We start from the raw sequence: 20,037 nt of genomic DNA on the forward strand, positions 1-20,037 counted from the left end.
GCGCCACCCTCCGTGATGCTGGAGGCGTGGCGTTGGAGACTTGCCCGCTGATTCTGGCGAAGGGTCGCCGGAGAGGGGCTCGAGGGAGTTTACTCATGAAGACTGGAATTTTCCGCCGCACACTGCTGGCCAGTGCCTGTGCTTCGCTTTTCGTCGTCGCCGGCTGTGGCAATGATGATGAGGGCGAGGGAACCCGTGCCGGGTCTGCCGTGGAAAATGCGGCCGGTGCCGCGCTGATCGACATCACCGCCGGCTCGCCGATCGACAAGCCGTTTCGCATCTCTGACGCAGATTCCGGCGATCTTGCCCGTTTCAATGCGCTGATGGACAGCGCTGACGAGGCGCCGTTTCAGGTCGGCAATGCAGCTTTCGACGACAATCTCGGTGCGCTGGTTCTGACGGATATCTCCAATACCGAAGATGGGCGCGTTTTCACCATTGGCCGGGCCGAACTGTTCGATGTGAATTTCGACTACCTCGAGGCTTTGCGGGCAGAGGAGACTGTCACCGGCCTCCAGGAGGTGTTCCGCAAGGTACGTCTGTATGATGTCTCGTTGTTTGGCCACGAGGACCTTGATTTCGATGGCACGATCGATGTTGCCGCGGTTGAATTCGACCGTATGCAGATGGATAGTGCCATGGCGGGCGAGGATCCCCTGTCGGGCGAGGGCTTCAGCCTTGACGGGTTCTTCGTCAAGGAACTCGTTGCCGAAGGGGTCGGCGATGACACTGCAAGCATCGGCTTTTCCGTTGATGATTTGCGCTTGTCAGACCTCGCGCGCGGCGCGATGGGGCCGATGATGTTCAAGAACCTTGAATATACGATCGAGCAGGATGTCGAGGCCATGATGGCCGAGGTGGAAAGTGCGGAAGGGGCGGCAGGTCCGATGGCAATGCTGACGAACTCTCCGTTCCGCAACATGTTCTTCCCGGCCGAGCAGCGCATCGTCATGTCCGCCGGCAAGTGGGACGGCATGAACCTGTCCGGCCTGCTTGATGCCGCCGCCAACGAGGAGCTGCCGCCAATCGACGAGGAGGGGCTTCTTTCCTTCGGCAAATTCGAGGCCGCTGACATGGAGAGCTGGATCAACGGCAAGCGGTATGCCTACACGGAATATACGATGATGGAGCCGGTCGAGTTCGCCTGGCTGATCCCTTCGAAGATCCGGGCGACATCGCGCGGGTCGGTCGCCGACATGACCGCGCTGGTCGATGAGAGCGAGACCGAGATGCTGGGTATCCTGCGCGAACATGGCCTCGATGAATTGCCGTCAGAGGGCGAGTTCCTGTGGACCTATGACCCCGACAAGGGCGCTGCGGCGATGAGCTATGATGTCGATATGCCGGGTTTTGCGGCAATCGATGCGAATTATGCGGTTTCAGGGCTGACTCTGAAGCAGATCGATACGGCGATCACGACCCAGAACCCGCTGGTGCTTGCAGCCCTTGCCATTGATGGCATGACGATCCGCCTTGATGACGAAAAGCTGCTTGATGGCATCATGGCTATTGCCGCCCACGAGACAGACCAGACGCCGGAAGAGCTGCGCGAAAGCCTGCCGGCGCTGATCGCGCTCGGCTCCTCACAGGCGTCGCAGATAGTGCCGGAGGTCGAGGATTATGCGGCGTCGCTGACGGCTTTCGTGATCGAAGGCGGGACGCTGGAGATCGCGATTGCCCCGGAAAGCCCGGTGCCGCTGATGACGCTGGGGCTTCTGTCCCAGACATCACCCCAGATGATTCCCTCGACGCTCGCCCTGACGGTGACGCACGAGGAATAGTCTTGCGAAGACTCAGGCCGGTTCGGCGACCCGTTTCGGGCGCCGGCCGGCGGCGAGTGCGTCGAGGCTGAAAACGATCACTGCGACCCAGATGAAGCCAAAGCAGATGGCGTGGGCAGTGGTAAAAGTCTCGCCATAATATAGTCCTACACAGAACTGCAGGGTCGGCCCGAGAAACTGCATGAAGCCGATAGTCGACAAGCGCAGGCGCCGCGCGGAGATCGCAAAGAACAGGAGCGGAATGACGGTGAGGGGACCTGCAAGGAGCAGGAGCCCGATCGTGCCCGGCGCATCCGGCGTAAACGCCGAGGTGCCCTGCATCTCCAGCCAGAGCCAGAAGGCTATGGCTGGCAGCACCAGCCAGATCGTCTCGATGAACAGGCCCGGCATGGCGCCGATCTGCACAGTCTTTCGCAGATAGCCATAAAAAGTGAAGCTGATCGCGAGGACAAAGGATATCCACGGGAAGACGCCGCCATAGATCGTCAGCACGCTGACACCGATGGCGGCAAGCGCCACGGCGGCAATCTGGCCACGGCGCAGCACTTCGCGGTTCACGAATACGCCGACGAGGACGAACATCAGCGGGTTGATGTAATATCCAAGGCTCGCCTGGAAAATACGGTCCGTCTGCACCGTCCAGATGTAGACGCCCCAGTTGACCGCGATGAATGCGGCGGTGATGCCCATGCCGCGCAGGGCGCGCCAGTCGGAAAAGGCCTTGCGCACTTCCGGCCACTGGTTGCGGAAGGTCAGGATCAGCGCGCCGACCGGCACCGCCCAGATGATGCGGTGGGCAAGCACCTCGGTGGCGGCGACGGGGCCTAGGACCTTGAAGTAGATCGGCAGGAAGCCCCACATCGTGTAGGCGGCGAGGCCTGCGATCAGTCCTGTCCTGACATCATTATTGTTTTCGTCTGGCGTCATGCCTGCCTCCGGGTCCTGCGCCACCGGCCCTTGGCACAGCCGGTCTCTCGCCACGTCCCGAAAACAGCAGTCAAACTACAGGAAGGGGACCGATGGAGGCCTCATAGAGTGCGCCAGCCGGTCTGTGAAGTCGCGCAGGGACCTAAGGCGATCACATATGATGGCGCAATGTTCTCAGGATATGGGGAAGGCTAGTCGCTATTTGCTGGTATTACCCTCGGCAGGGACGCCGCCATTTTCCTTCAGCATGCGGCCGAAGTGGATGAGGTTCCAGCTCATCGTCCGGCACATATTCGTGGTAAAGTCATTGCCGCCGGCCTCGATATAGGACGGGCCGGGACCAGCCTCGCCGACCCAATAGGCATCGGCCTGTGGCGGGATGCAAAAGCCGACATGCTGCAGGCCGTATAGAAGATCGCGGCTGACATGCTTGCCGCCATCTTCGTTGCCGGTGACCATTGCGCCGCCGACACGGCCGTAATAGGCGTACTGGCCCTTGTCATTGGTTTCGGCGGAATGGGCATAGAGCCGCTCCAGCACCTTGGTCGCATGGGAGGCCATGTTGCCGATCCAGATCGGCGAGCCGATGACGAGGATATTGGCGTCGAGGATTTTCGGGTAGATCTCGCCCATCCAGTCATCCTCATGCTTCGGGTCCATCACCGCATCGATGTTCTTGTCGGCGATGCGGACCAGCTCAGTCTCGACGCCCTGATCGCCGAGGATTGCCATGGATTCCTTCATCAGTGCCTCGGTGTTCGACTGGTCGGATGAGGATTTGAGCGAGCAGTTGAGATAAAGCGCTTTCATCGTGTCGCGGGTGAGGAAGTTTTCGGCCATCGGCGTCTCCTGTGGTGTCTCCAGTCGCTCAGCCAACACGGGATAGAGCTATTGGTTGCTTGTTGCGCTTTCTCGCGGGTAGTGGTTGTCTGGGTCCCGGGGAGGCTGGAGGGACTGATGCGGTTTTGTTGGTTAATGTTGGCTGTGATGCTGCTGGCGGCGTGTGCTGCCAGCCAGCACAATGAATCCATACGGTTTGGGCAAGCCTCGTCTTCAAAATTTAGACAAGGGCAATTCGATACTAGTTCCGTCATCGCACCGCGGGCGAATATTGGTTTCCGGGCTGAGTATTTGGTTTGGGGCGAAACCACACAGTGTCAGAAACCTTTCGGACTATCTAATCCAAGCTTTGAGACAGAGCGACCGGATGCGGCAGATGTAAAGTTGCGCGACCTGCTCTCCCTGAAGCTGGCAGAGCAAAATGTGGAGATGTCGGATGAAGCGTCGATTGACCTGTTTGTAGAAGCAATCATTACCGATGTGCCGCAGAGCCTTGCAGAAAAGGCGCCAACTGCATTCTGTCTGCTTGATTTGAAAAGCGGGCTCTATTTCCGCCCCCTGAATCAAGATGGTGAACCATTTCGAGCTAGACCGGGCATTGGAAGAGAAATCCGGACGGCAGAAGCCCGTGTATTCGTGGCCCCTGACGCCATCTGGGACGAGATCAATCATTTTCTCACACTTGATGTGGCGGAGTTGGCGCCGACCTTGCGGGGCGAAGCACCCGAAAGTTGCGGGTATTTCCAATCCGATCCTCAGCAGACCTGTCAGCGGAGATATGAGGCTGAAATCCGTGAAGTACGCCACAAGCTGGCGTGCGCCACCGATGATACGGAGAGGGGGCGATGGGAAAGCAAGTTGACCGAACTGGAAGCGAAAATGCCTTCCATCTCTAAGGCACAAGAGCCACCTACAAAACCGGGAGAAATCGTCGTTGACTGGGGAATTGGCGATTGCCCCGCCGAAAACCGGCCCGCGCTTGACCGGCAGGGGAGAGGGCAGTAGCAACGCAGAACGTGAATTTGAAACAGGACGAGCCCCGTGACCAACGCACCGATGCCCGCAAACGAGAACAAGCCGAAGGCGCTGTCCTTTCAGGACCTGATCCTGACACTGCAGCGCTACTGGTCGGATCAGGGCTGCGTCATCCTTCAGCCTTATGACATGGAAATGGGCGCGGGCACGTTCCACCCGGCGACGACGCTGCGCTCATTAGGGCCGAAACCGTGGAAAGCTGCCTATGTGCAGCCATGCCGCCGGCCCACCGACGGGCGCTATGGTGCCAACCCGAACCGGTTCCAGCATTACTATCAGTTCCAGGTCGCGCTGAAGCCGAGCCCTGAAAACATTCAGGAGCTCTATCTCGGCTCGCTCGATGCGATCGGCGTCGACCGCTCCGTGCACGATATCCGCTTCGTCGAGGATGACTGGGAGAGCCCGACCTTGGGCGCCTGGGGCCTCGGCTGGGAAGTCTGGTGCGACGGCATGGAAGTGACGCAGTTCACCTACTTCCAGCAGGTCGGCGGTTTCGACTGCAAGCCGGTAACCGGCGAGATCACCTATGGCCTGGAACGCCTCGCCATGTATGTGCAGGGCGTCGACAACGGGTTTGACCTTGCCTTCAACGATGAAGGCGTGACCTATGGCGATGTGTTCCACCAGCAGGAGGTGGAGTTTTCGGGCTATAATTTCGAACTGGCGAACACGGACGATCTTCTCGACCAGTTCAAGGAAGCCGAAGCGGCCTGTCTGCGCATCATCGAGGCAGGCAGGGACAAGGGCGTCTCCTACGCGCTGCCAGCATACGACCAGTGCATCAAGGCGAGCCATCTGTTCAACCTGCTCGATGCCCGCGGCGTCATCTCCGTCGCCGAGCGCCAGTCCTATATCCTGCGCGTGCGCACGCTGGCGAAAGCCTGCTGCGAGGCATGGCTGGCAAGCCCGATGGGCCGCGGTGAAGGCGCCGGCATCGTCGATTACGCGGCTGAGTAGGGAACACGTTTTCAATCCGTCCGAAGAAAGTGGTAGCCAGCCAAGGGCATGGTGCGCCGGAAGTCGAGATGATTATTTCTACAATGTAGAATTAAATTGACAGCGGGTCTCTTAATCCTCTACATTGAAGAGGATATTGGGGTCGATATGGCAAATTATCTGGGCGAATTCGAGATCATCGTACTGGCAGCCCTCGTCAGGCTGGGAGATGATGCCTATGGCGTCAGCATCAATGATGAGATTGAAAGCCGTACCGGGCGCACGTCCAGCGTCGGGGCCTTGTATACGACACTGTCCCGCTTGTCGGCGAAGGGTTATGTAAGAAGCCGGCTGGGGGAGGCCACGCCCCAGCGTGGTGGACGTGCCAAGAAATATTTTGAAATCACGTCCGAGGGATTGGCCAGTCTGGAACAATCAGCACGCGTTCTCCATGGAATGCTGGGTGGCATCGCCGGGTGGCCACAGAAAGCCCCCGGATGAGACAGGCACCAGTACACATCGCACAGTTCTTGCTGAAGACGATCCTTCCCACGGAAGATGCCGAGGCAATTCTCGGTGATATCGAGGAGATCGCCGAGAGCAAAAGCGATGCGAAAAATCCGCTGCACCGCGATGCGGTATATGTCTACGAAGTATTGAGATCAATGCCGGCCCTCGCCCTGCGTAACGCGGAACTGGCCTTGGGCAGGATCGATACCGGACACGTGCTTTTGCTGGCGTTGTCTATCGCCTTCGTGATTTTGTGGGAGCGAGGGATCGCTCACGTCTATGCATGGCCCCTGTCGCAGGCGACAGGCGATTTGCTTGGTCTAGGTGCGCTGCATGCATGTCGTTGGAGTTATATTTTCCTGTCGGTATCCGGCCTGATCGCCTGGCTGGTCACATTGCGCGCGAGTGCCGCATATTGGCCTGTCTTGTGGAAATGGCTGGGCACTGCGCCCCTGCTTTCCGTTTTGTGCGGATGCGCACTCGCTGTCTATTTCATGATACGCCCGGACCCGACCGATGGACTGCTGCATCGTTGCTTCCACATACTGACGACAGTCATCGCCGGTGTGGCAATGTATTCAGTGTGCAGATTCAATCCTGAACGCCATGTCCGACCGAGTGACGGTCCTGCGGCGAATACATGAAGCAAATGGAGAGAGAACCATGAACCTGATCCGCACTGTCATGATGGCATCCGCCTGTGTCGTTTCGCTGACTGTCGTGTCATCTGTACTGGACGCGAAACCAGTCCTTGCAGGAGACGTGGTGTTGGCACAGGGCGACACGGAAACCCCATCTCCCCTGGTCATGCATCTTTCTGCGGATCAGCAGCCTGTCAAGGCAACGATCGAGGATGCCGCCTGGCTGGAAGGCTCCTGGTCAGGCACATACACCCAGATCGAGAGCGAGGAAGGCGTTACCGTAGAGCATCATATCTACCCCGAGGCCATGTCGCACATGCCGGGTTTTGTCAGGGCGCATAAGGATGGCGAGTTCCGCCTGTATGAAATCTCCGCCTTCGCTGAAGTTGAAGGAACGCTTCTCTATCGGGTGAAGCATTTTGGCTATGAATTCGAGGGGTGGGAGCCGGCAGATCAATCAGTTGAAAGTAAACTTGTCGCAATTACGGATGACACGCTTTTTTTTGACGGCATAACATTTCACCGCCTCTCGAAAGACAATTTTGTTGTCTATTTCGAAATGACAGGCGGTCCCGATGAGGGCAAAATCCTCGTTGTCCCATTCAAGCGCCAATAAACTCTCTTGAACGAGGTCTGCTTGCTTCTTATCTCTTCAAAAAGGGAGGAGCGAACATGTCTCTTGGAAATATGGCCCTTGTCGGGGTTTGCATTGCTGCCGGTGTGTATGTGCTGGCGCTGCTTGTCGGGATGATCGCGGTCTTCCCCTTCGGTCTGCTGGGCCTTGTCGTGCTCGGTTTTGTCGGCTTCCTTCTGTTTTCCGTTCTGCGCCAGAAGCTGGATGACAAGGAAAACCGTCACTACGAAGATAATGTCAATGAGTAAGAGGGAGAGAAAATGATCGTCGCTACTACAGAAACCATTCAGGGCCGCGCCATTGCCGAGACGATCGGCATCTGCCGGGGTAATGTCATCCGTGCCCGCCATGTCGGCAATGATATCGTCGCGGGCCTGCGCAATATCGTCGGCGGGGAAGTCAACGAATATACCAAGATGATGGCCGAGGCGCGCGAGCAGGCCTATGACCGTATGGTCAAGCATGCAGAAAGTCTCGGCGCCGATGCGATCGTCGGTATGCGGTTCACGACGTCGACCGTTACGCAGGGCGCAGCAGAAATCCTTGCCTTCGGCACGGCGGTGAAGCTTGCGCCTGCCGGTGCTGCGGCGCAGGCGCCGGATGCCCAGGCCTTCATGACGAAAGCCTGATAATACAGCTCAGCCCTGCGGGTGACGGTGCTTCAGTGGCGAGCCCGCCTTCAGCATGCGCATCAGCGTGCCATCGCGATCGATGATGGCGTGTTTCAGTGCTCCCAGAACATGCACGATGACGGCGAAGAGGATGATCCTTGCCGCCCATCCGTGCAGCATGCCGATGAAGTCATGGGCTTCCGGCATGCGTCCGAAGGGTCCGGGAATGGCGAACCAGTCAAACACCTTGATCGGTACACCAATAGTCCACACCGTGACCGGGCCGCTGATCAGCTGGAAGACAATCAACGCCAGCAAGAGCCAGTGAATGGTTGTGGACAACGCGGACAGGGGCTTTGCCTGCTGCACGCGCTCCGGGCGGCGCTGGGAAAGCCGCCAGACGATCCATCCGGCCATGATCGCGTAGAGCAGCATCGCAATGCCGACATGCAGCCAGATCGCCGCGATGCGGGCCTCGCGCCCCTGCGCATCGTGGATGGCATCGCCCAGCAGATACAAGGCGATGATGGAGGCTGCCCCCGCCCAGTGCAGGGCGATGGATATCCAGCCATAGCTGCCTTTCGTATCTCTCAACGATGCCATCTGCCTGCCTCCTAGTATGTTGCTGTCCAGCGGATTGCGACTTTGCCATTGCGACCGGGGGCGAGAACGCCGGCAAAGCTGCGCTCATATTCCTCGTTGAAAACATTGTCGAACCCGGCATCCACGCGCAGGCCGGCAAGGGAACCGGTAGCCGGTGCCCAGGAGGCATAGATATCGCTGACGAGATAGCCATCGCGTTCCTGCGCCGGATCGTTGACCTTGTCATGGTCTGCGGCGAGTTCCGTCCGTAGGCCGATCTTCGTGTCGATCTCCGGGAATTTCACGCCCCAGTTCACGTTCAGCCGGTTGGGCGAAAGGATGCCGACATAGTCGCCGGTATCGCGGTTCTCGCCATCGATGCTGGAGAAGTTGATGGAGGCGAAGTATCGCGCATTGTCGTAATCGGCTTCCAGTTCCCAGCCTTCCAGCGTGGCATTGGCGACATTGGCATAGTTGGACGTACCTGCGTTGCATGCTCCGGCGCCCGGCGCGAAGCAGCCCGGCGAAAAGGCGAAATCGACATTGAGATCGATCAGATTGTCCACGTCGGAGGAATAGTACCCCGCCTTCACCTGCAAGCTGTCGGACGGCGCGAACAGGTCAGCGAACTGCACACCGCCGCCAATCTCCCAGCTGGTCGATTCTTCCGACTGAAGGTCAGGGTTCGGGATGAAATAGTTCTCCGCCTCGACACCCGGGCCGAGGGGGATGACGAAGTGGATATCGTCAGCGAACAATTCGTTGAAGGATGGTGCGCGGAAGGCTTCGGCATAATTGGCATAGAGCAGCGACCATTCCGTTGGGCGCCAGGCAAGCCCGGCCTTGGCAGATGTCGCATCATCCTCGATCTCCAGATCATCAGCGGGCGAACTTGACGAGAAGCTGTCATGGCGTATGGCCGGGATGAAGCTGAACTGGCCGATGCCGGTCTCGATCTCCAGTTCAGCCTGCGCAAACAGGCCGGTTGTCTCGGCGCTCGCATCCGGCACGCCCCCGCGTGTCCCGTCAGTGGTGTCATTATCCGTGCCCGTCTGCTCGTCTTCATAATATTCACCGCCATAGGTGAAAGTTAGGCTGGCGGCAGGGGACAGGGTGAAGCGGCTGCGGTTGTCGAAAACGAAACCGGTGCTTTCGACCGTGCGCCCGATCGTGCGGTCGCTGTCGACCTCGTCTTCATCGACTGAGGCTTCGTTGGCATAGACGATAAGCCCCGCATTGATGAGATCATTGCCAGCCGGGTTGAAGGAGAGGGCGCTGCGCCAGCTATCGCTGCGGATTTCCTTTTCTACCAGGTCACCTTCATTGGCACCCTGGCCATTATTCGGCTCTACCGCATCATCGGTGTAACCGGTCCAGCTTGCTTCAAGGCGCAAGGCTTCTGTCAGCTGGGCCGAGCCCTTGATGAGGCCGGAGAGGAGTTTATCGTCGGCAGTCAGTTCCAGCCCGTTGCCAAGGCTGATATCGCCGGCTTCGCGGCGGGTGAGGGAGGCGAGGCCATCGAACCGTCCGTCAGCGGAGCGCCCGAAGACGGTGCCGCCAATCCGGCTCTCGCCATTGACGTCCTGATAGCCAGCGCCGAGGCGATAGCCGAACTGCTCGCCATCACCGAGAAGGTCTGAAGCATCGAGTGTGCGCAGGGCGATGACGCCGCCAAGGGCGCCTGACCCGTAGAGGGCGGAGCTGGGGCCGCGCACGACTTCTGCCTGGGCGACAAGGTCCGGCTCGATGAAGAACCGGCCATCATGGCCTGAAATGAAGCTCTGACGAACACCATCGAACAGGATGACCACGCCTTCGCCCTCGATACCGCGAATCGACGGCGTCTCGCCGGTGCGCCGCGGGCCACCATCGAAGCGGATGCCTGGCTCTTCGTCGAAAAGGTCCGAGATGGAGGAGGCGAGCTTGTCCTCGATTTCCTCCGTGGTGATGACTGAGACCGACCCCGGATAGTCAAAGGCTGGCATCGGGTTGCGCGTTGCCGTGATGGTGAAGACCTCCCCGGCATAGGCAAGGTCGGTAACGGTCTGGTCCTTGCCGGTTACCGTCTCTGCTGACTCGGCGGCCTGTTGGGCGATAGCCGTGGCGGGAAGGCTGGACAGGGCGGCACCCAGTGCCAGGGCGGTGGTGGTGAGCAGAAGCTTTTTCATGATGACCCCTCATCGATAATTATTGCGAACGATTATCAGTTTCATAACAGGCAAAATTCAAAATGCAAATGATTCTTAGAATGATTTGCAAATAATGCGAGATTGGTGTAGCTGCTGGCAAACACCAACCATTCATATGACTTTCAGGGGACAAGCCGTGATCAGACATTCATCTATCTCATCCAGACTGAAATTTGCCGGGCTCTGCGCCGTCGCAGCATTGGCAACGGGCTGTGCAACGCAGCCTGCCAGTCCGGAAACCGCATCTTCTCTTCAGGCTTCGACGACACGGGCCTCAGCCAGTCCCACATCCGAAGAGCAGAAAAAAGAGCAGGACAGGGCTGCGATCCTGGCGATGGCCGGGGACTACAAGGTCAGTTTCGATTTCACCGAAACGGTGCCGTTTGTGGCTGGATATGAACTGAAGGAGCCGAAACTGTCCGGCGGCCATGAGGTCGTTCGGGTGATTCGCAATGATGAGGATTTCATCAGCCTGCAGCATATCCTCGTCGTCGGCGGAGAGCAGAAGTTCCCGATCAAGCACTGGCGGCAGGACTGGATCTATGAGCCGGCCTCGATCCCGGAGTATGTGGGCGGGAATGCCTGGCAGAAACGCGAATTCTCCGCTGCCGAGCGTGACGGAAAATGGGCGCAGCTCGTCTATCAGGTCGATGATGGCCCGCGCTATGGTGCGCTGGCGGAGTGGACGCACGAAAACGGCGTTTCCAGCTGGACATCGCCGCCCAATATGCGCCCGCTGCCCCGTCGTGATGCGACGACACGGGATGACTATGACGCCATCCTGGCAACCAACCGCCACGCGATCACGCCGAATGGCTGGGTGCATGAGCAGGACAATTCCAAACTCATCCTGCGCAATGGAGAACCACAGGTTCTCGCGCGGGAAGTTGGTATCAACACCTACAACAAGTATGACGATTTCGATGTCGGTATTGCCGACGATTACTGGGCTGCGACGGCCGAGTATTGGGCGATCGTGCGCGATGCGTGGACGGCGCTGGAGCAGGATTTCGATGCTTTCGGCCTGACCGTGCAGGGCGAGCCGGAGGCGCTGTACATGCCCTTGCTCAATCTCGCAGGCGAGGTCGAGGAAGGCACCTTGAGCGTTGCCGAGGCAGGCGCACAGGCCGAGGCGCTGATCGAAGAATACACGACGACGCAGATCGGCACTGTCAAGGAGCGCCTCGCAGAAGTCGGCAAGGAGGACGGCACGGCTTCCTACTAGGGCCGCGCCGATTTGACTGGAGATGATTGAGGCCTATTCTTTTTGCATTGCAGCAAAAGGGATAGGCCATGATACAGACACAGCCAGGTGACGGGGATCCTTTTGAGCCTCTGGCCAACGCCATTGACGGCATGGAGATGTCTAATCTTGTCGGCGCAGGTGTCCTGGTTGGTGCCGTCCTGGTTGCTGTCTTCATCAAATCCGTCGTGTGGACTCTCGCGACGAAGGCGGCCCGGCGCGGCAAGCAGCAGATGCTGACGCGTATCCTGCACCGCTCGCGCGTCGTGGCGACCATCGCTGTCGCGATACTTGCCGTCGAGCTGACCCTGCCGTTGATCACCATGCCGGAAGCGGTCGGTATCTTTGTCGACAGGATGGTAAACCTGTTCCTCATTGGAGTTTGCGGCTGGCTGGTAATACTCGTGCTCCGTGCCCTGACGGATGCGCGGATGTCGCGCTATGATATCAATGCCGAGGATAACCTGGAGGCACGGCGTATCGCGACGCGCATGCGGGTGCTGCGCCAGATGATGACCATGGTCATCCTGCTGGTCACGGTCGCGACCATGCTGATGACCTTCCCCAGCGTGCGGGCCATCGGCGTGTCTTTGTTCGCATCCGCCGGTGTCGCCGGGATCGTCATCGGCTTTGCAGCGCGGCCCGTATTGTCCAACCTGCTCGCAGGTATCCAGATCGCGCTGACCCAGCCTATCCGCATCGGCGATGCGGTGATCATGGAAGGCGAGTGGGGCTGGATCGAGGAGATCACCTCGACCTATGTGGTCGTGAAAATCTGGGACTGGCGGCGTCTCGTCGTGCCGCTGACGCAGATCATCGAAAAGCCTTTCCAGAACTGGACGCGCGAGACCGCGTCGATCATCGGCAGCGTCGTCTGGCATCTGGATTATACCGCGCCTGTCGGCAGGATGCGAGAGAAGCTGAAGGAGTTTCTCGACGAGTCAGAGCTGTGGGATGGTGATGTGCAGGTGCTGCAGGTGATCGAGACCAGCGAAGAGACGATGGAACTGCGTGCTTTGATGAGCGCGAAGAACTCACCCACGGCTTGGGATCTGCGCTGCGAGATCCGTGAGAAGATGATTTCCTGGTTGCAGGCTGAATGCCCGGGTGCGCTGCCGCGCCGTCGTGGCCAGCTGCAGATCGACCAAAGCGATATTGCCATCACAGAGGAAGAGCGACCATCCGCCGATAGCGGCAAGGACAGGAATATCTCCGATCAGATCCAGCACCCTGAAGATGGAGAGGGTACTGACGAAAAAAAAGCTGCCGGCCACGAGGATAGCCGGCAGCAGTAGGAAAACGGAAAACCGGTCGAGGGTGGGATCGCAGGGCGTCAGGATGACAAGGCGCACCTGCTGGGTGAAGTGTCCCTGGCTTGTGAGGGGATCAGGGACTAACCGGGTTTACTCTCCGCCTTCGAAAACCGTCAGAGCAGGGGTGCCAGCGCGACGGCATAGCCGGTCAGGACCATGCCTGCGATACCAGCCCCCAGAAAACGGGCCATGTGTTTATCTCCTTTCGTTAAAGCGTTAAGCGTTTGACAACAAGGAGATAAGCGACACCACGATAGGAACAATAACCAAGTAAAATAATTTTTGATAGGAATAAGCTATCAGCCTATCAACGTCAGATCCTTGTGCTTGCGGCTGGCGATATCGCGGATGATGTCGGCTATCCTGCGATAGGCTTCGCCGCGACCGGCGCGCTTGCGCCACATCAGGGCAAGGGACCTGGTCAGGCTGCGCCCCTTCATGCGCTTGATGACAACTTCGCTTCGTGTGCGGATCTCTGACTGAACGTAGAGAGCCGGCAGGAAGCTCAACCCCATGCCCATGCCGACCATCTGGCGCAGGGCATCGAGGCTGGTGCCTTCATAATCCCGGGACAGGCGGGCGCCAAAGGTTTCACACAGGCGCATCACCTGGTCATGCAGGTGATAGTGCGGATTGAGCGACAGGACGTCCATTCCCTTGAGGTCCTCCGGGGCGAGCGTCTCGTGATCAGCAAGGGGGTGGTCGGCGGCCAGCGCCACATATAGGGGTTCGCGGAAAAGCGGTGCGCTGACGAAGTCCGGATTGTCCGATCCCTGCTGGGTGAGGATCACATCATGAATGCCGCGCGAAAGCTCGAACTCGAGGTCGCGGGTGGCGCCTTCGCGAATATAGAGATTGAGGCCGGCGTGATGCTTGTGCAGCGTCGCGACGACGCCGGGCAGGAGATACGGGCCGACGGTCGGGCTGGTGCCGAGCCGGATGGTGCCGGACAGGCCGTGACGCGCCCCGGCGGAGAAATCCATGATGCTCTGGACTTCGTCGGTGATGCGGCTGGCATGGTCGGCGACCTCCCGTCCGGCGGGGGTAAGGGTGACACCACTGCGGTTGCGCTCGACGAGCTGCAGGCCCAGCACATTTTCAAGATTCTGTATCTGGGCGCTAAGCGATGGCTGGGTGATGCCGATCCGCTCCGCCGCCTGCCGGAAATGACTGGTTTCTTCGACAGCCAGAAGGCATTGCAATTGCTTCAGTGTCAGGAATGGATCGGTCGCCAAAATCAGTTCTCCGAAGTGGTTTTTCCTATCAATGTATATCTCTTGATAAGTTCTGCCATCGAAAAACAGTTGCAGCTTAACTGAGGATGCTGCCGCCCTATATTGTCTGACATAAAAAGCGCCCTAGCATCAGGTGCTGTCTGAAAGGAGGCACAGTCCTTGCGCATCTTCGGTCTTCCCCTGATCCCGGTCATCGTCGCCGGTGTCATCTTCAACGTGATCAGCTTTGGCTGGTATGCGTACTTCTTCGGCGATGAATGGATCGTTTCCCATGGCTTTGCCGAAGCGGCAGCCCATTCCGGCTCACCGCTTTGGCGCATGGTCAGCCCGCTGCTGGCCTTCGCGCAGGTGATCGGGCTGGGACTTGTGCTGCAATGGCGCGGCTGGCCGGATATCGGCGGGACGATCGCGACGGCATTGATCGTGGCGCTGCTCTTCGCCGTGCCGGTGCTGGCTTACGATCCCGTAAACCTGCCCTCCCATAATGTGATCGCGTTTGTCATCGATGCCGGTCACCTTATACTTGCCTGGATCGCGTCGGCGCTGGTGCTGACGGCGATGCGTCGGGATTGATGTGTGATGGCAGATAACAAGGGGGCAATAAGGCGACGGGCGACCGCGCGCAAGCGGCAGCGCCGACGGAAGTCGGGCGCGCTCTATCTCGACTGGCCCCTGGTGGGAAAAACAGTATTGCGCCTTGTTGGTGGCGGTCTGTTCCTGTCGATCCTCTGGACCGTGCTCTACCTCGTCGTGCCCGTGCCTGGCACCACCCAGATGGGCTGGCGCGCCCTGCAGGGGCAGGAGGTGCGCCATGACTGGGTACCACTCGATGAAATCTCGCCGCATCTGGTACGGGCGGTGATTGCCTCCGAAGATTCAAAATTCTGCCAACATTTCGGGTTTGATATGGAGCAGATCAGGCTGGCGTGGAAGGATGTTCAGGCCGGGTCCGGCTGGCGCGGGGCCTCGACCATCTCTCAGCAGACTGCGAAGAATGCCTTTCTGTGGAATGGTCGCGACCCGGTGCGCAAGCTGGCGGAGGCGTATTTTACAGGGCTGGAAGAGCTGATCTGGCCCAAGCGGCGGGTGATGGAGGTTTACCTCAACGTCGCCGAATGGGGTGACGGGCTGTTCGGGGCCGAAGCTGCAGCGCAGGGACGCTTCGGCAAGTCGGCGGCCGAACTGACGGCCTATGAGGCATCGCTGCTCGCCGCCGTGCTGCCGAGCCCGAACAAGTGGTCGGCCAATCCGCCGGGGCCGTATGTCTCGCGCCAGGCCGGCACGATCCGCGCGCGCATGGCGGTGGTCCGCAATGAGGGCCTCGATAAATGTGTGCTAGACTGAATGATGAGAGAAGGGAGACAGTAATGATCAGATCAATTTTCACGGGCGGTGCCCTGTTGCTGGCGCTCTCAGCTTGCGTCACGCCAATGCAGGGGCAGGCGCCCGCACCGGTCGATCTGCGCGGGCCGGCCCGCACGGCGGCACCGTCACAGGATGGCTGTGCGCAGGTCGTACCGATCTTCGCCCAGACCACGCAGGATGGTATCGCCAAGGAAAACGCTTACCTCGCCACCAAATATCCGGGCGCGCGCAAGGCCGACCAGTACATGACCTATTGCGGCTCTACGCCGGTGGATGTCGTCACGCTCGTCACCGAAGACGGGTATACAGAGGAAGTCTGGTTCGACATCTCATCCTTCTTCGGCAAGACCGGCAGCGGCGATCTCGACGACAGGCTGGATGGGTAGATACCGCGCTAGACGCCCTTCTTCTTGACCATGGGTGCAGCGCGGCATAATGCTTGACGCCTGTGTGATGCCTCGAAAGTCTCCCCGAAAGTATTGTGATGGCCAAGAAGAAGTATGATTGTCTCGAATGTCCCGCCTATTGCTGCTCCTATGCGCATATTCCGGTGACGGACAAAGACATCACCCGGCTGGCAAAATATTTCGATGTGTCATGGGAAAAGGCTCGCAAGAAATTTATCAAGAAGGGCGATGACGAGAGCCCGCTCGTGCTGCGCCATCAGGAGGACGAGCATTTCGACACGATCTGCCAGTTTATCGACCTGGAGACGCGCAATTGCACGATTTATGAGGCGCGCCCTGAAATCTGCCGCACCTTCCCGACGCAGAACCGCTGCGGCTATTACGATTTCCTGATGTTCGAACGCGAAGTGCAGGACGACGACGAATGGATCGCCACGACCAGCTAGGCGCCCGCTGATGGGCGAGCGCGTCGACAGCGTCGTCATCGGGGCGGGGGTCGTCGGCCTCGCCGTGGCGCGCGCGCTGGCGCTGTCTGGGCGCGAGGTAATGGTGCTGGAACAGCACGACGCCTTCGGCACCGAAACCTCCTCGCGCAATTCCGAAGTCATCCATGCCGGCATCTATTACGAGCCGGGCAGCCTGAAAGCGCAGTTATGCGTGCGCGGCAAGGAGGTGCTCTATCCTTATCTCGCGGAGCGCGGCGTGCCGTATCTGAACTGCGGCAAGCTGATCGTCGCGACGTCGCCCGCCGAGGTGCCGGGCCTGAAGGCGCTGATGGCGCGGGCGGAGGCCAATGGCGTCCATGATCTGCAGCTGATGAGTGCGGAGGAAGCAAAGGCGATGGAACCGGCGCTTGCCTGCGAAGCGGCGATCTGGTCGCCCTCGACCGGCATTTTCGACAGCCATACCTATATGCTCAGCTTGCTGGGCGATATCGAAAATGCGGGCGGCATGGCCGTGTTCAATGCGCCAGTTGTTGGCGGGCGTGTCCGGGAGGAGCGCGTCGAAATCAATGTCGGCGGCGAGGCGGGTGTGAAGCTGGATGCGGCGCTGGTCGTCAACTGCGCCGGGCTGCATGCGAGCCGAGTGGCGCAGCTGATCGAAGGCTTCCCGGCGGACAAGGTGCCGGAGACGCGATACGCCAAGGGGCGGTACTTCACCTATTCCGGCAAGGCGCCGTTCGAGCGGCTGATCTATCCCATGCCGACGGCGGACAGTCAGGGCACGCACTATACCCGTGACCTCGGCGGGCAGGGGCGGCTGGGGCCGGACGTGGTCTGGGGCGTGGAGCTCGGCGATTACGATGTCGATGAGGGGGCCCGGGACCAGTTCTGGCAGGACGCGGTGAAGTTCTGGCCGGGGCTGGAAAAGGACAAGCTGTACGCGTCGTACGCAGGTATCAGGCCGAAGATCACGACGCCCGGCGTGTGGGCGGATTATCGCATAGAGGGGCCGGCGGCCCACGGCGTGCCGGGAATGATCCAGCTATTCGGCATCGAATCGCCGGGCTTGACGGCGAGCATGGCGATTGGGGAGTATGTGGCGGGTATTTCAGGGGACTGAGGATGTCAAGGCGGCACCCGCTACGCGGCGCGGCAAAGCCGCGGCCTTGACATCCTCAGTCCCCTGAAATCAAAATGCCGACAAGGTCTGTAAGGACAGGTCTGTCCTTACAGACCTTGAAGAGATTGAAGGTAAAGGCGAGATGAAAACCGTTTGGCGTATTGGTCTCTGGATGACCTCCCTTGTCGTTATCAGCGTTATCTACGCTGCATCACTACGATATGTATTCGCCGATACAGAAATCGCTGAACATAGATTCTTTTCAGAAGCTATTTTTGCTGTTTGGGTGTTTGTAATAGTCTTTCCGCATTGGTGGTGGCTTGGCCAGATACGGAGTCGAAAGCATTCGACATGAGACGAGTGCTTTACGCTGTTAAACGATTTACTCCGCTGCCTGCCGGTCTTCCTGTTGGCGCTGCCACAGCTCTGCATAATCACCGCCTTTGGCAAGAAGCTCCGCATGGGTCCCTTGTTCGATGATCTGGCCGTCATCCATCACAAGAATGCGGTCGGCGTCGATGATGGTCGACAGGCGGTGGGCGATGACGAGGGTTGTACGGCTCTCCGCGACATTGCGCAGGGCGGTCTGGATGCCCTGCTCGGTCACGCTGTCGAGGGCCGAGGTCGCCTCGTCGAGGATCAGGATCGGCGGGTTCTTCAATATGGTGCGGGCGATGGCGACGCGCTGTTTCTCGCCGCCTGACAGTTTCAGCCCGCGCTCGCCGACGACGGTGTCATAGCCCTTGGGCAGGCCGGTGACGAAGTCGTGGATCTGCGCCATCTGCGCGGCCTGTTCGATCTCGTCCTGCGTCGCACCGGGCTTGGCATAGGCGATGTTGTAGCCGATCGTCTCGTTGAACAGCACCGTGTCCTGCGGCACCATGCCGATGGCGGCGCGCAGTGAGTCCTGCGTGACATCGCGGATATCCTGCCCGTCGATCGTCACGCTGCCCTCGTCGATATCGTAAAAGCGATAGAGGATGCGGCTGATGGTCGACTTGCCCGCGCCGGAATGGCCGACAATGGCGATCTTCTCGCCGGGGCGGGCCGTGAAGGAGACGCCTTTCAGGATCGGGCGGTCTTCCTCGTAACGGAAATGGACATTGTCGAAGGCGATGGCCGCGCCATCGACCTGCAGCGGGCGGGCATCGGGCCGGTCCTCGACTTCCTGCTTTACGTTCAGCAGGCTGAACATCTTTTCCATATCGATCAGCGACTGCTTGATCTCGCGATAGGCGAAGCCGAGAATGTTCAGCGGCTGATAGAGCTGCATCATGATCAGTGAGACACCGGTGATGACCCCGACCTCCATCTCGCCTGCTGCGATGGACCGGGCGACGAGCAGCAGGATCGCGACGATGCCGGCATTGAAGATCAGCGCCTGGCCGATATTGACGATGGCGAGGGAGTTGTTGGAGCGGATGGCCGCTTCCTGATAGCGCGCCATGGCATCGTTATAGCGGTCCGCCTCCCAGCGCTCATTGTTGAAATATTTCACCGTCTCGTAGTTGAGCAGGGAATCGACCGCGCGGGTGTTCGCCTCCGTGTCCTGCTGGTTCATCTCCCTGCGGAATTTCAGTCGCCATTCAGTCGAAGAGATCGTGAACCAGACATAGACGATGACTGTCACTGCCGCGATGACGGCATAGACCGGGTCGTAGCGGATGGAGAACAGGACGGCGATGATGGCGAGCTGGATGAAGGTCGGGATGATGTTGAACAGGAGGAAGCGGAACAGGAAGTCGATGGAGCGGATGCCGCGTTCGATGATGCGTGACAGCCCGCCGGTGCGCCGCTCCAGATGGAAGCGCAGCGACAGCGCGTGGAGATGGCGGAAGACGTCGATTGCAACCTCGCGCTGGGCGTTCTGACCGACGCGGGCGAACAGGAATTCGCGCAGCTGCGGTACGGCAACGCTGAGCAGGCGCAAGATACCATAGCCGATAATGAGGGAGAGGATTGTTGCGACGGCGATAACCGCGGGGTCCGACTGGTCGAGGCCGTTGACGACTTCCTCCAGCAGGATCGGCGCGCCGAGGGAGACGACCTGGCCCAAGAGGATGACGATGAAGGCGGCAACGACGCGCAGCTTGTAGCTCGGCTTGTCCTTCGGCCACAGATGCGGCAGCAGCGCGCGCACGGAGGCAAGCTGCTCCTTCAGCGAACTCGCCTCGCCGTCATGCAGGCCGTATTCTCGTTTGGATCCCCTTGGCATGGGGGTGAGG

Annotated in this window: 21 protein-coding genes; 15 read left to right on the plus strand and 6 right to left on the minus strand. The window is 59.5% G+C overall.

Annotated features, from left to right (window positions below; genetic code table 11):
• The first annotated feature begins 95 nt into the window (after positions 1–95).
• Complete coding sequence (locus tag FF098_RS02435) at positions 96–1,781, plus strand: hypothetical protein (RefSeq protein WP_155136873.1); 1,686 nt, start codon at positions 96–98, stop codon at positions 1,779–1,781.
• A gap of 12 nt (positions 1,782–1,793) precedes the next feature.
• On the opposite strand, the gene rarD is transcribed toward FF098_RS02435, so the two are convergent.
• Together rarD and FF098_RS02445 are read right to left on the minus strand one after the other, a co-directional pair.
• Positions 1,794–2,708: an EamA family transporter RarD gene (rarD, locus tag FF098_RS02440; RefSeq protein ID WP_155136876.1), complete on the minus strand. Its 915-nt coding sequence runs from the start codon at positions 2,706–2,708 to the stop codon at positions 1,794–1,796.
• A 198-nt stretch (positions 2,709–2,906) separates the two neighbouring features.
• On the minus strand, positions 2,907–3,548 hold the full coding sequence (locus tag FF098_RS02445) for a flavodoxin family protein (RefSeq protein ID WP_229714501.1): 642 nt from the start codon (positions 3,546–3,548) through the stop codon (positions 2,907–2,909).
• Between the two features lie 117 nt (positions 3,549–3,665).
• Between FF098_RS02445 and FF098_RS02450 the strand changes: the two genes are divergently transcribed.
• From FF098_RS02450 to FF098_RS02480, 7 genes are all read left to right on the plus strand, one after another.
• Positions 3,666–4,553, plus strand: a complete 888-nt coding sequence (locus FF098_RS02450) for a hypothetical protein (RefSeq protein WP_155136878.1) — start codon at positions 3,666–3,668, stop codon at positions 4,551–4,553.
• A 51-nt stretch (positions 4,554–4,604) separates the two neighbouring features.
• Positions 4,605–5,540, plus strand: coding sequence for a glycine--tRNA ligase subunit alpha (locus tag FF098_RS02455; protein ID WP_155139337.1), 936 nt, complete (start codon positions 4,605–4,607; stop codon positions 5,538–5,540).
• 147 nt (positions 5,541–5,687) lie between these two features.
• Entirely contained in the window at positions 5,688–6,020 is a 333-nt protein-coding gene (locus tag FF098_RS02460; protein WP_155136881.1) for a PadR family transcriptional regulator, read from the plus strand.
• Positions 6,017–6,673: a hypothetical protein gene (locus FF098_RS02465; protein ID WP_155136884.1), complete on the plus strand. Its 657-nt coding sequence runs from the start codon at positions 6,017–6,019 to the stop codon at positions 6,671–6,673. The genes FF098_RS02460 and FF098_RS02465 overlap by 4 nt, the downstream gene beginning before the upstream one ends.
• Before the next feature lie 19 nt (positions 6,674–6,692).
• Complete coding sequence (locus FF098_RS02470) at positions 6,693–7,286, plus strand: DUF6265 family protein (RefSeq protein WP_155136886.1); 594 nt, start codon at positions 6,693–6,695, stop codon at positions 7,284–7,286.
• Between the two features lie 56 nt (positions 7,287–7,342).
• Positions 7,343–7,552 (plus strand): hypothetical protein, encoded by a 210-nt coding sequence (locus tag FF098_RS02475; protein WP_155136889.1) that lies wholly within the window; start codon positions 7,343–7,345, stop codon positions 7,550–7,552.
• Positions 7,553–7,564: 12 nt separating this feature from the next.
• Entirely contained in the window at positions 7,565–7,933 is a 369-nt protein-coding gene (locus FF098_RS02480) for a YbjQ family protein (RefSeq protein ID WP_155136892.1), read from the plus strand.
• Between the two features lie 9 nt (positions 7,934–7,942).
• On the opposite strand, the gene FF098_RS02485 is transcribed toward FF098_RS02480, so the two are convergent.
• Together FF098_RS02485 and FF098_RS02490 are read right to left on the minus strand one after the other, a co-directional pair.
• A complete protein-coding gene (locus FF098_RS02485; RefSeq protein WP_155136895.1) occupies positions 7,943–8,518 on the minus strand; it encodes a cytochrome b in 576 nt (191 codons plus the stop codon).
• A gap of 11 nt (positions 8,519–8,529) precedes the next feature.
• Positions 8,530–10,665 (minus strand): TonB-dependent hemoglobin/transferrin/lactoferrin family receptor, encoded by a 2,136-nt coding sequence (locus tag FF098_RS02490; RefSeq protein ID WP_155136898.1) that lies wholly within the window; start codon positions 10,663–10,665, stop codon positions 8,530–8,532.
• 157 nt (positions 10,666–10,822) lie between these two features.
• Between FF098_RS02490 and FF098_RS02495 the strand changes: the two genes are divergently transcribed.
• Complete coding sequence (locus tag FF098_RS02495; RefSeq protein WP_229714503.1) at positions 10,823–11,911, plus strand: DUF6607 family protein; 1,089 nt, start codon at positions 10,823–10,825, stop codon at positions 11,909–11,911.
• Between the two features lie 68 nt (positions 11,912–11,979).
• The gene (locus FF098_RS02500) at positions 11,980–13,224 is read left to right on the plus strand and encodes a mechanosensitive ion channel family protein (RefSeq protein ID WP_205967347.1); all 1,245 of its coding nucleotides are present in this window, start codon (positions 11,980–11,982) and stop codon (positions 13,222–13,224) included.
• Positions 13,225–13,541: 317 nt separating this feature from the next.
• Here FF098_RS02500 and FF098_RS02505 read toward each other — a convergent pair whose 3' ends face one another.
• Positions 13,542–14,477 (minus strand): hydrogen peroxide-inducible genes activator, encoded by a 936-nt coding sequence (locus FF098_RS02505; RefSeq protein ID WP_205967348.1) that lies wholly within the window; start codon positions 14,475–14,477, stop codon positions 13,542–13,544.
• Between the two features lie 159 nt (positions 14,478–14,636).
• On the opposite strand from FF098_RS02505, the gene FF098_RS02510 reads away from it, so the two are divergent.
• The 5 genes from FF098_RS02510 (at position 14,637) to FF098_RS02530 (ending at position 17,812) form a co-directional block, all read left to right on the plus strand.
• Positions 14,637–15,050: a DUF1761 domain-containing protein gene (locus tag FF098_RS02510; RefSeq protein WP_155136904.1), complete on the plus strand. Its 414-nt coding sequence runs from the start codon at positions 14,637–14,639 to the stop codon at positions 15,048–15,050.
• 6 nt (positions 15,051–15,056) lie between these two features.
• Positions 15,057–15,821, plus strand: coding sequence for a monofunctional biosynthetic peptidoglycan transglycosylase (gene mtgA / locus FF098_RS02515; protein WP_155136907.1), 765 nt, complete (start codon positions 15,057–15,059; stop codon positions 15,819–15,821).
• Between the two features lie 23 nt (positions 15,822–15,844).
• A complete protein-coding gene (locus tag FF098_RS02520) occupies positions 15,845–16,228 on the plus strand; it encodes a hypothetical protein (RefSeq protein ID WP_155136910.1) in 384 nt (127 codons plus the stop codon).
• 98 nt (positions 16,229–16,326) lie between these two features.
• Positions 16,327–16,695: a YkgJ family cysteine cluster protein gene (locus FF098_RS02525; RefSeq protein WP_155136913.1), complete on the plus strand. Its 369-nt coding sequence runs from the start codon at positions 16,327–16,329 to the stop codon at positions 16,693–16,695.
• Positions 16,696–16,705: 10 nt separating this feature from the next.
• Positions 16,706–17,812 (plus strand): NAD(P)/FAD-dependent oxidoreductase, encoded by a 1,107-nt coding sequence (locus tag FF098_RS02530; RefSeq protein WP_155136916.1) that lies wholly within the window; start codon positions 16,706–16,708, stop codon positions 17,810–17,812.
• Between the two features lie 382 nt (positions 17,813–18,194).
• Here the strand turns inward: FF098_RS02530 and FF098_RS02535 are convergent, their stop codons facing one another.
• A complete protein-coding gene (locus tag FF098_RS02535) occupies positions 18,195–20,027 on the minus strand; it encodes an ABCB family ABC transporter ATP-binding protein/permease (protein ID WP_155136919.1) in 1,833 nt (610 codons plus the stop codon).
• Positions 20,028–20,037 lie beyond the last annotated feature (10 nt).

The sequence above is a fragment of the Aquisalinus luteolus genome, from assembly GCF_009712425.2.
Taxonomy (GTDB): Bacteria; Pseudomonadota; Alphaproteobacteria; order Caulobacterales; family Parvularculaceae; genus Aquisalinus; species Aquisalinus luteolus.

Bases quoted from the DNA above. Each gene is read 5' to 3' on its own strand.
- FF098_RS02450 (WP_155136878.1), top strand. From the start codon at position 3,666: ATGCGGTTTTGTTGGTTAATGTTGGCTGTGATGCTGCTGGCGGCGTGT.
- FF098_RS02465 (WP_155136884.1), top strand. From the start codon at position 6,017: ATGAGACAGGCACCAGTACACATCGCACAGTTCTTGCTGAAGACGATC.
- FF098_RS02485 (WP_155136895.1), bottom strand. From the start codon at position 8,518: ATGGCATCGTTGAGAGATACGAAAGGCAGCTATGGCTGGATATCCATC.
- FF098_RS02535 (WP_155136919.1), bottom strand. From the start codon at position 20,027: ATGCCAAGGGGATCCAAACGAGAATACGGCCTGCATGACGGCGAGGCG.
- FF098_RS02520 (WP_155136910.1), top strand. From the start codon at position 15,845: ATGATCAGATCAATTTTCACGGGCGGTGCCCTGTTGCTGGCGCTCTCA.
- rarD (WP_155136876.1), bottom strand. From the start codon at position 2,708: ATGACGCCAGACGAAAACAATAATGATGTCAGGACAGGACTGATCGCA.
- FF098_RS02500 (WP_205967347.1), top strand. From the start codon at position 11,980: ATGATACAGACACAGCCAGGTGACGGGGATCCTTTTGAGCCTCTGGCC.
- FF098_RS02480 (WP_155136892.1), top strand. From the start codon at position 7,565: ATGATCGTCGCTACTACAGAAACCATTCAGGGCCGCGCCATTGCCGAG.
- FF098_RS02460 (WP_155136881.1), top strand. From the start codon at position 5,688: ATGGCAAATTATCTGGGCGAATTCGAGATCATCGTACTGGCAGCCCTC.
- FF098_RS02470 (WP_155136886.1), top strand. From the start codon at position 6,693: ATGAACCTGATCCGCACTGTCATGATGGCATCCGCCTGTGTCGTTTCG.
- FF098_RS02475 (WP_155136889.1), top strand. From the start codon at position 7,343: ATGTCTCTTGGAAATATGGCCCTTGTCGGGGTTTGCATTGCTGCCGGT.
- FF098_RS02525 (WP_155136913.1), top strand. From the start codon at position 16,327: ATGGCCAAGAAGAAGTATGATTGTCTCGAATGTCCCGCCTATTGCTGC.
- FF098_RS02435 (WP_155136873.1), top strand. From the start codon at position 96: ATGAAGACTGGAATTTTCCGCCGCACACTGCTGGCCAGTGCCTGTGCT.
- FF098_RS02445 (WP_229714501.1), bottom strand. From the start codon at position 3,548: ATGGCCGAAAACTTCCTCACCCGCGACACGATGAAAGCGCTTTATCTC.
- FF098_RS02530 (WP_155136916.1), top strand. From the start codon at position 16,706: ATGGGCGAGCGCGTCGACAGCGTCGTCATCGGGGCGGGGGTCGTCGGC.
- mtgA (WP_155136907.1), top strand. From the start codon at position 15,057: ATGGCAGATAACAAGGGGGCAATAAGGCGACGGGCGACCGCGCGCAAG.
- FF098_RS02490 (WP_155136898.1), bottom strand. From the start codon at position 10,665: ATGAAAAAGCTTCTGCTCACCACCACCGCCCTGGCACTGGGTGCCGCC.
- FF098_RS02455 (WP_155139337.1), top strand. From the start codon at position 4,605: ATGCCCGCAAACGAGAACAAGCCGAAGGCGCTGTCCTTTCAGGACCTG.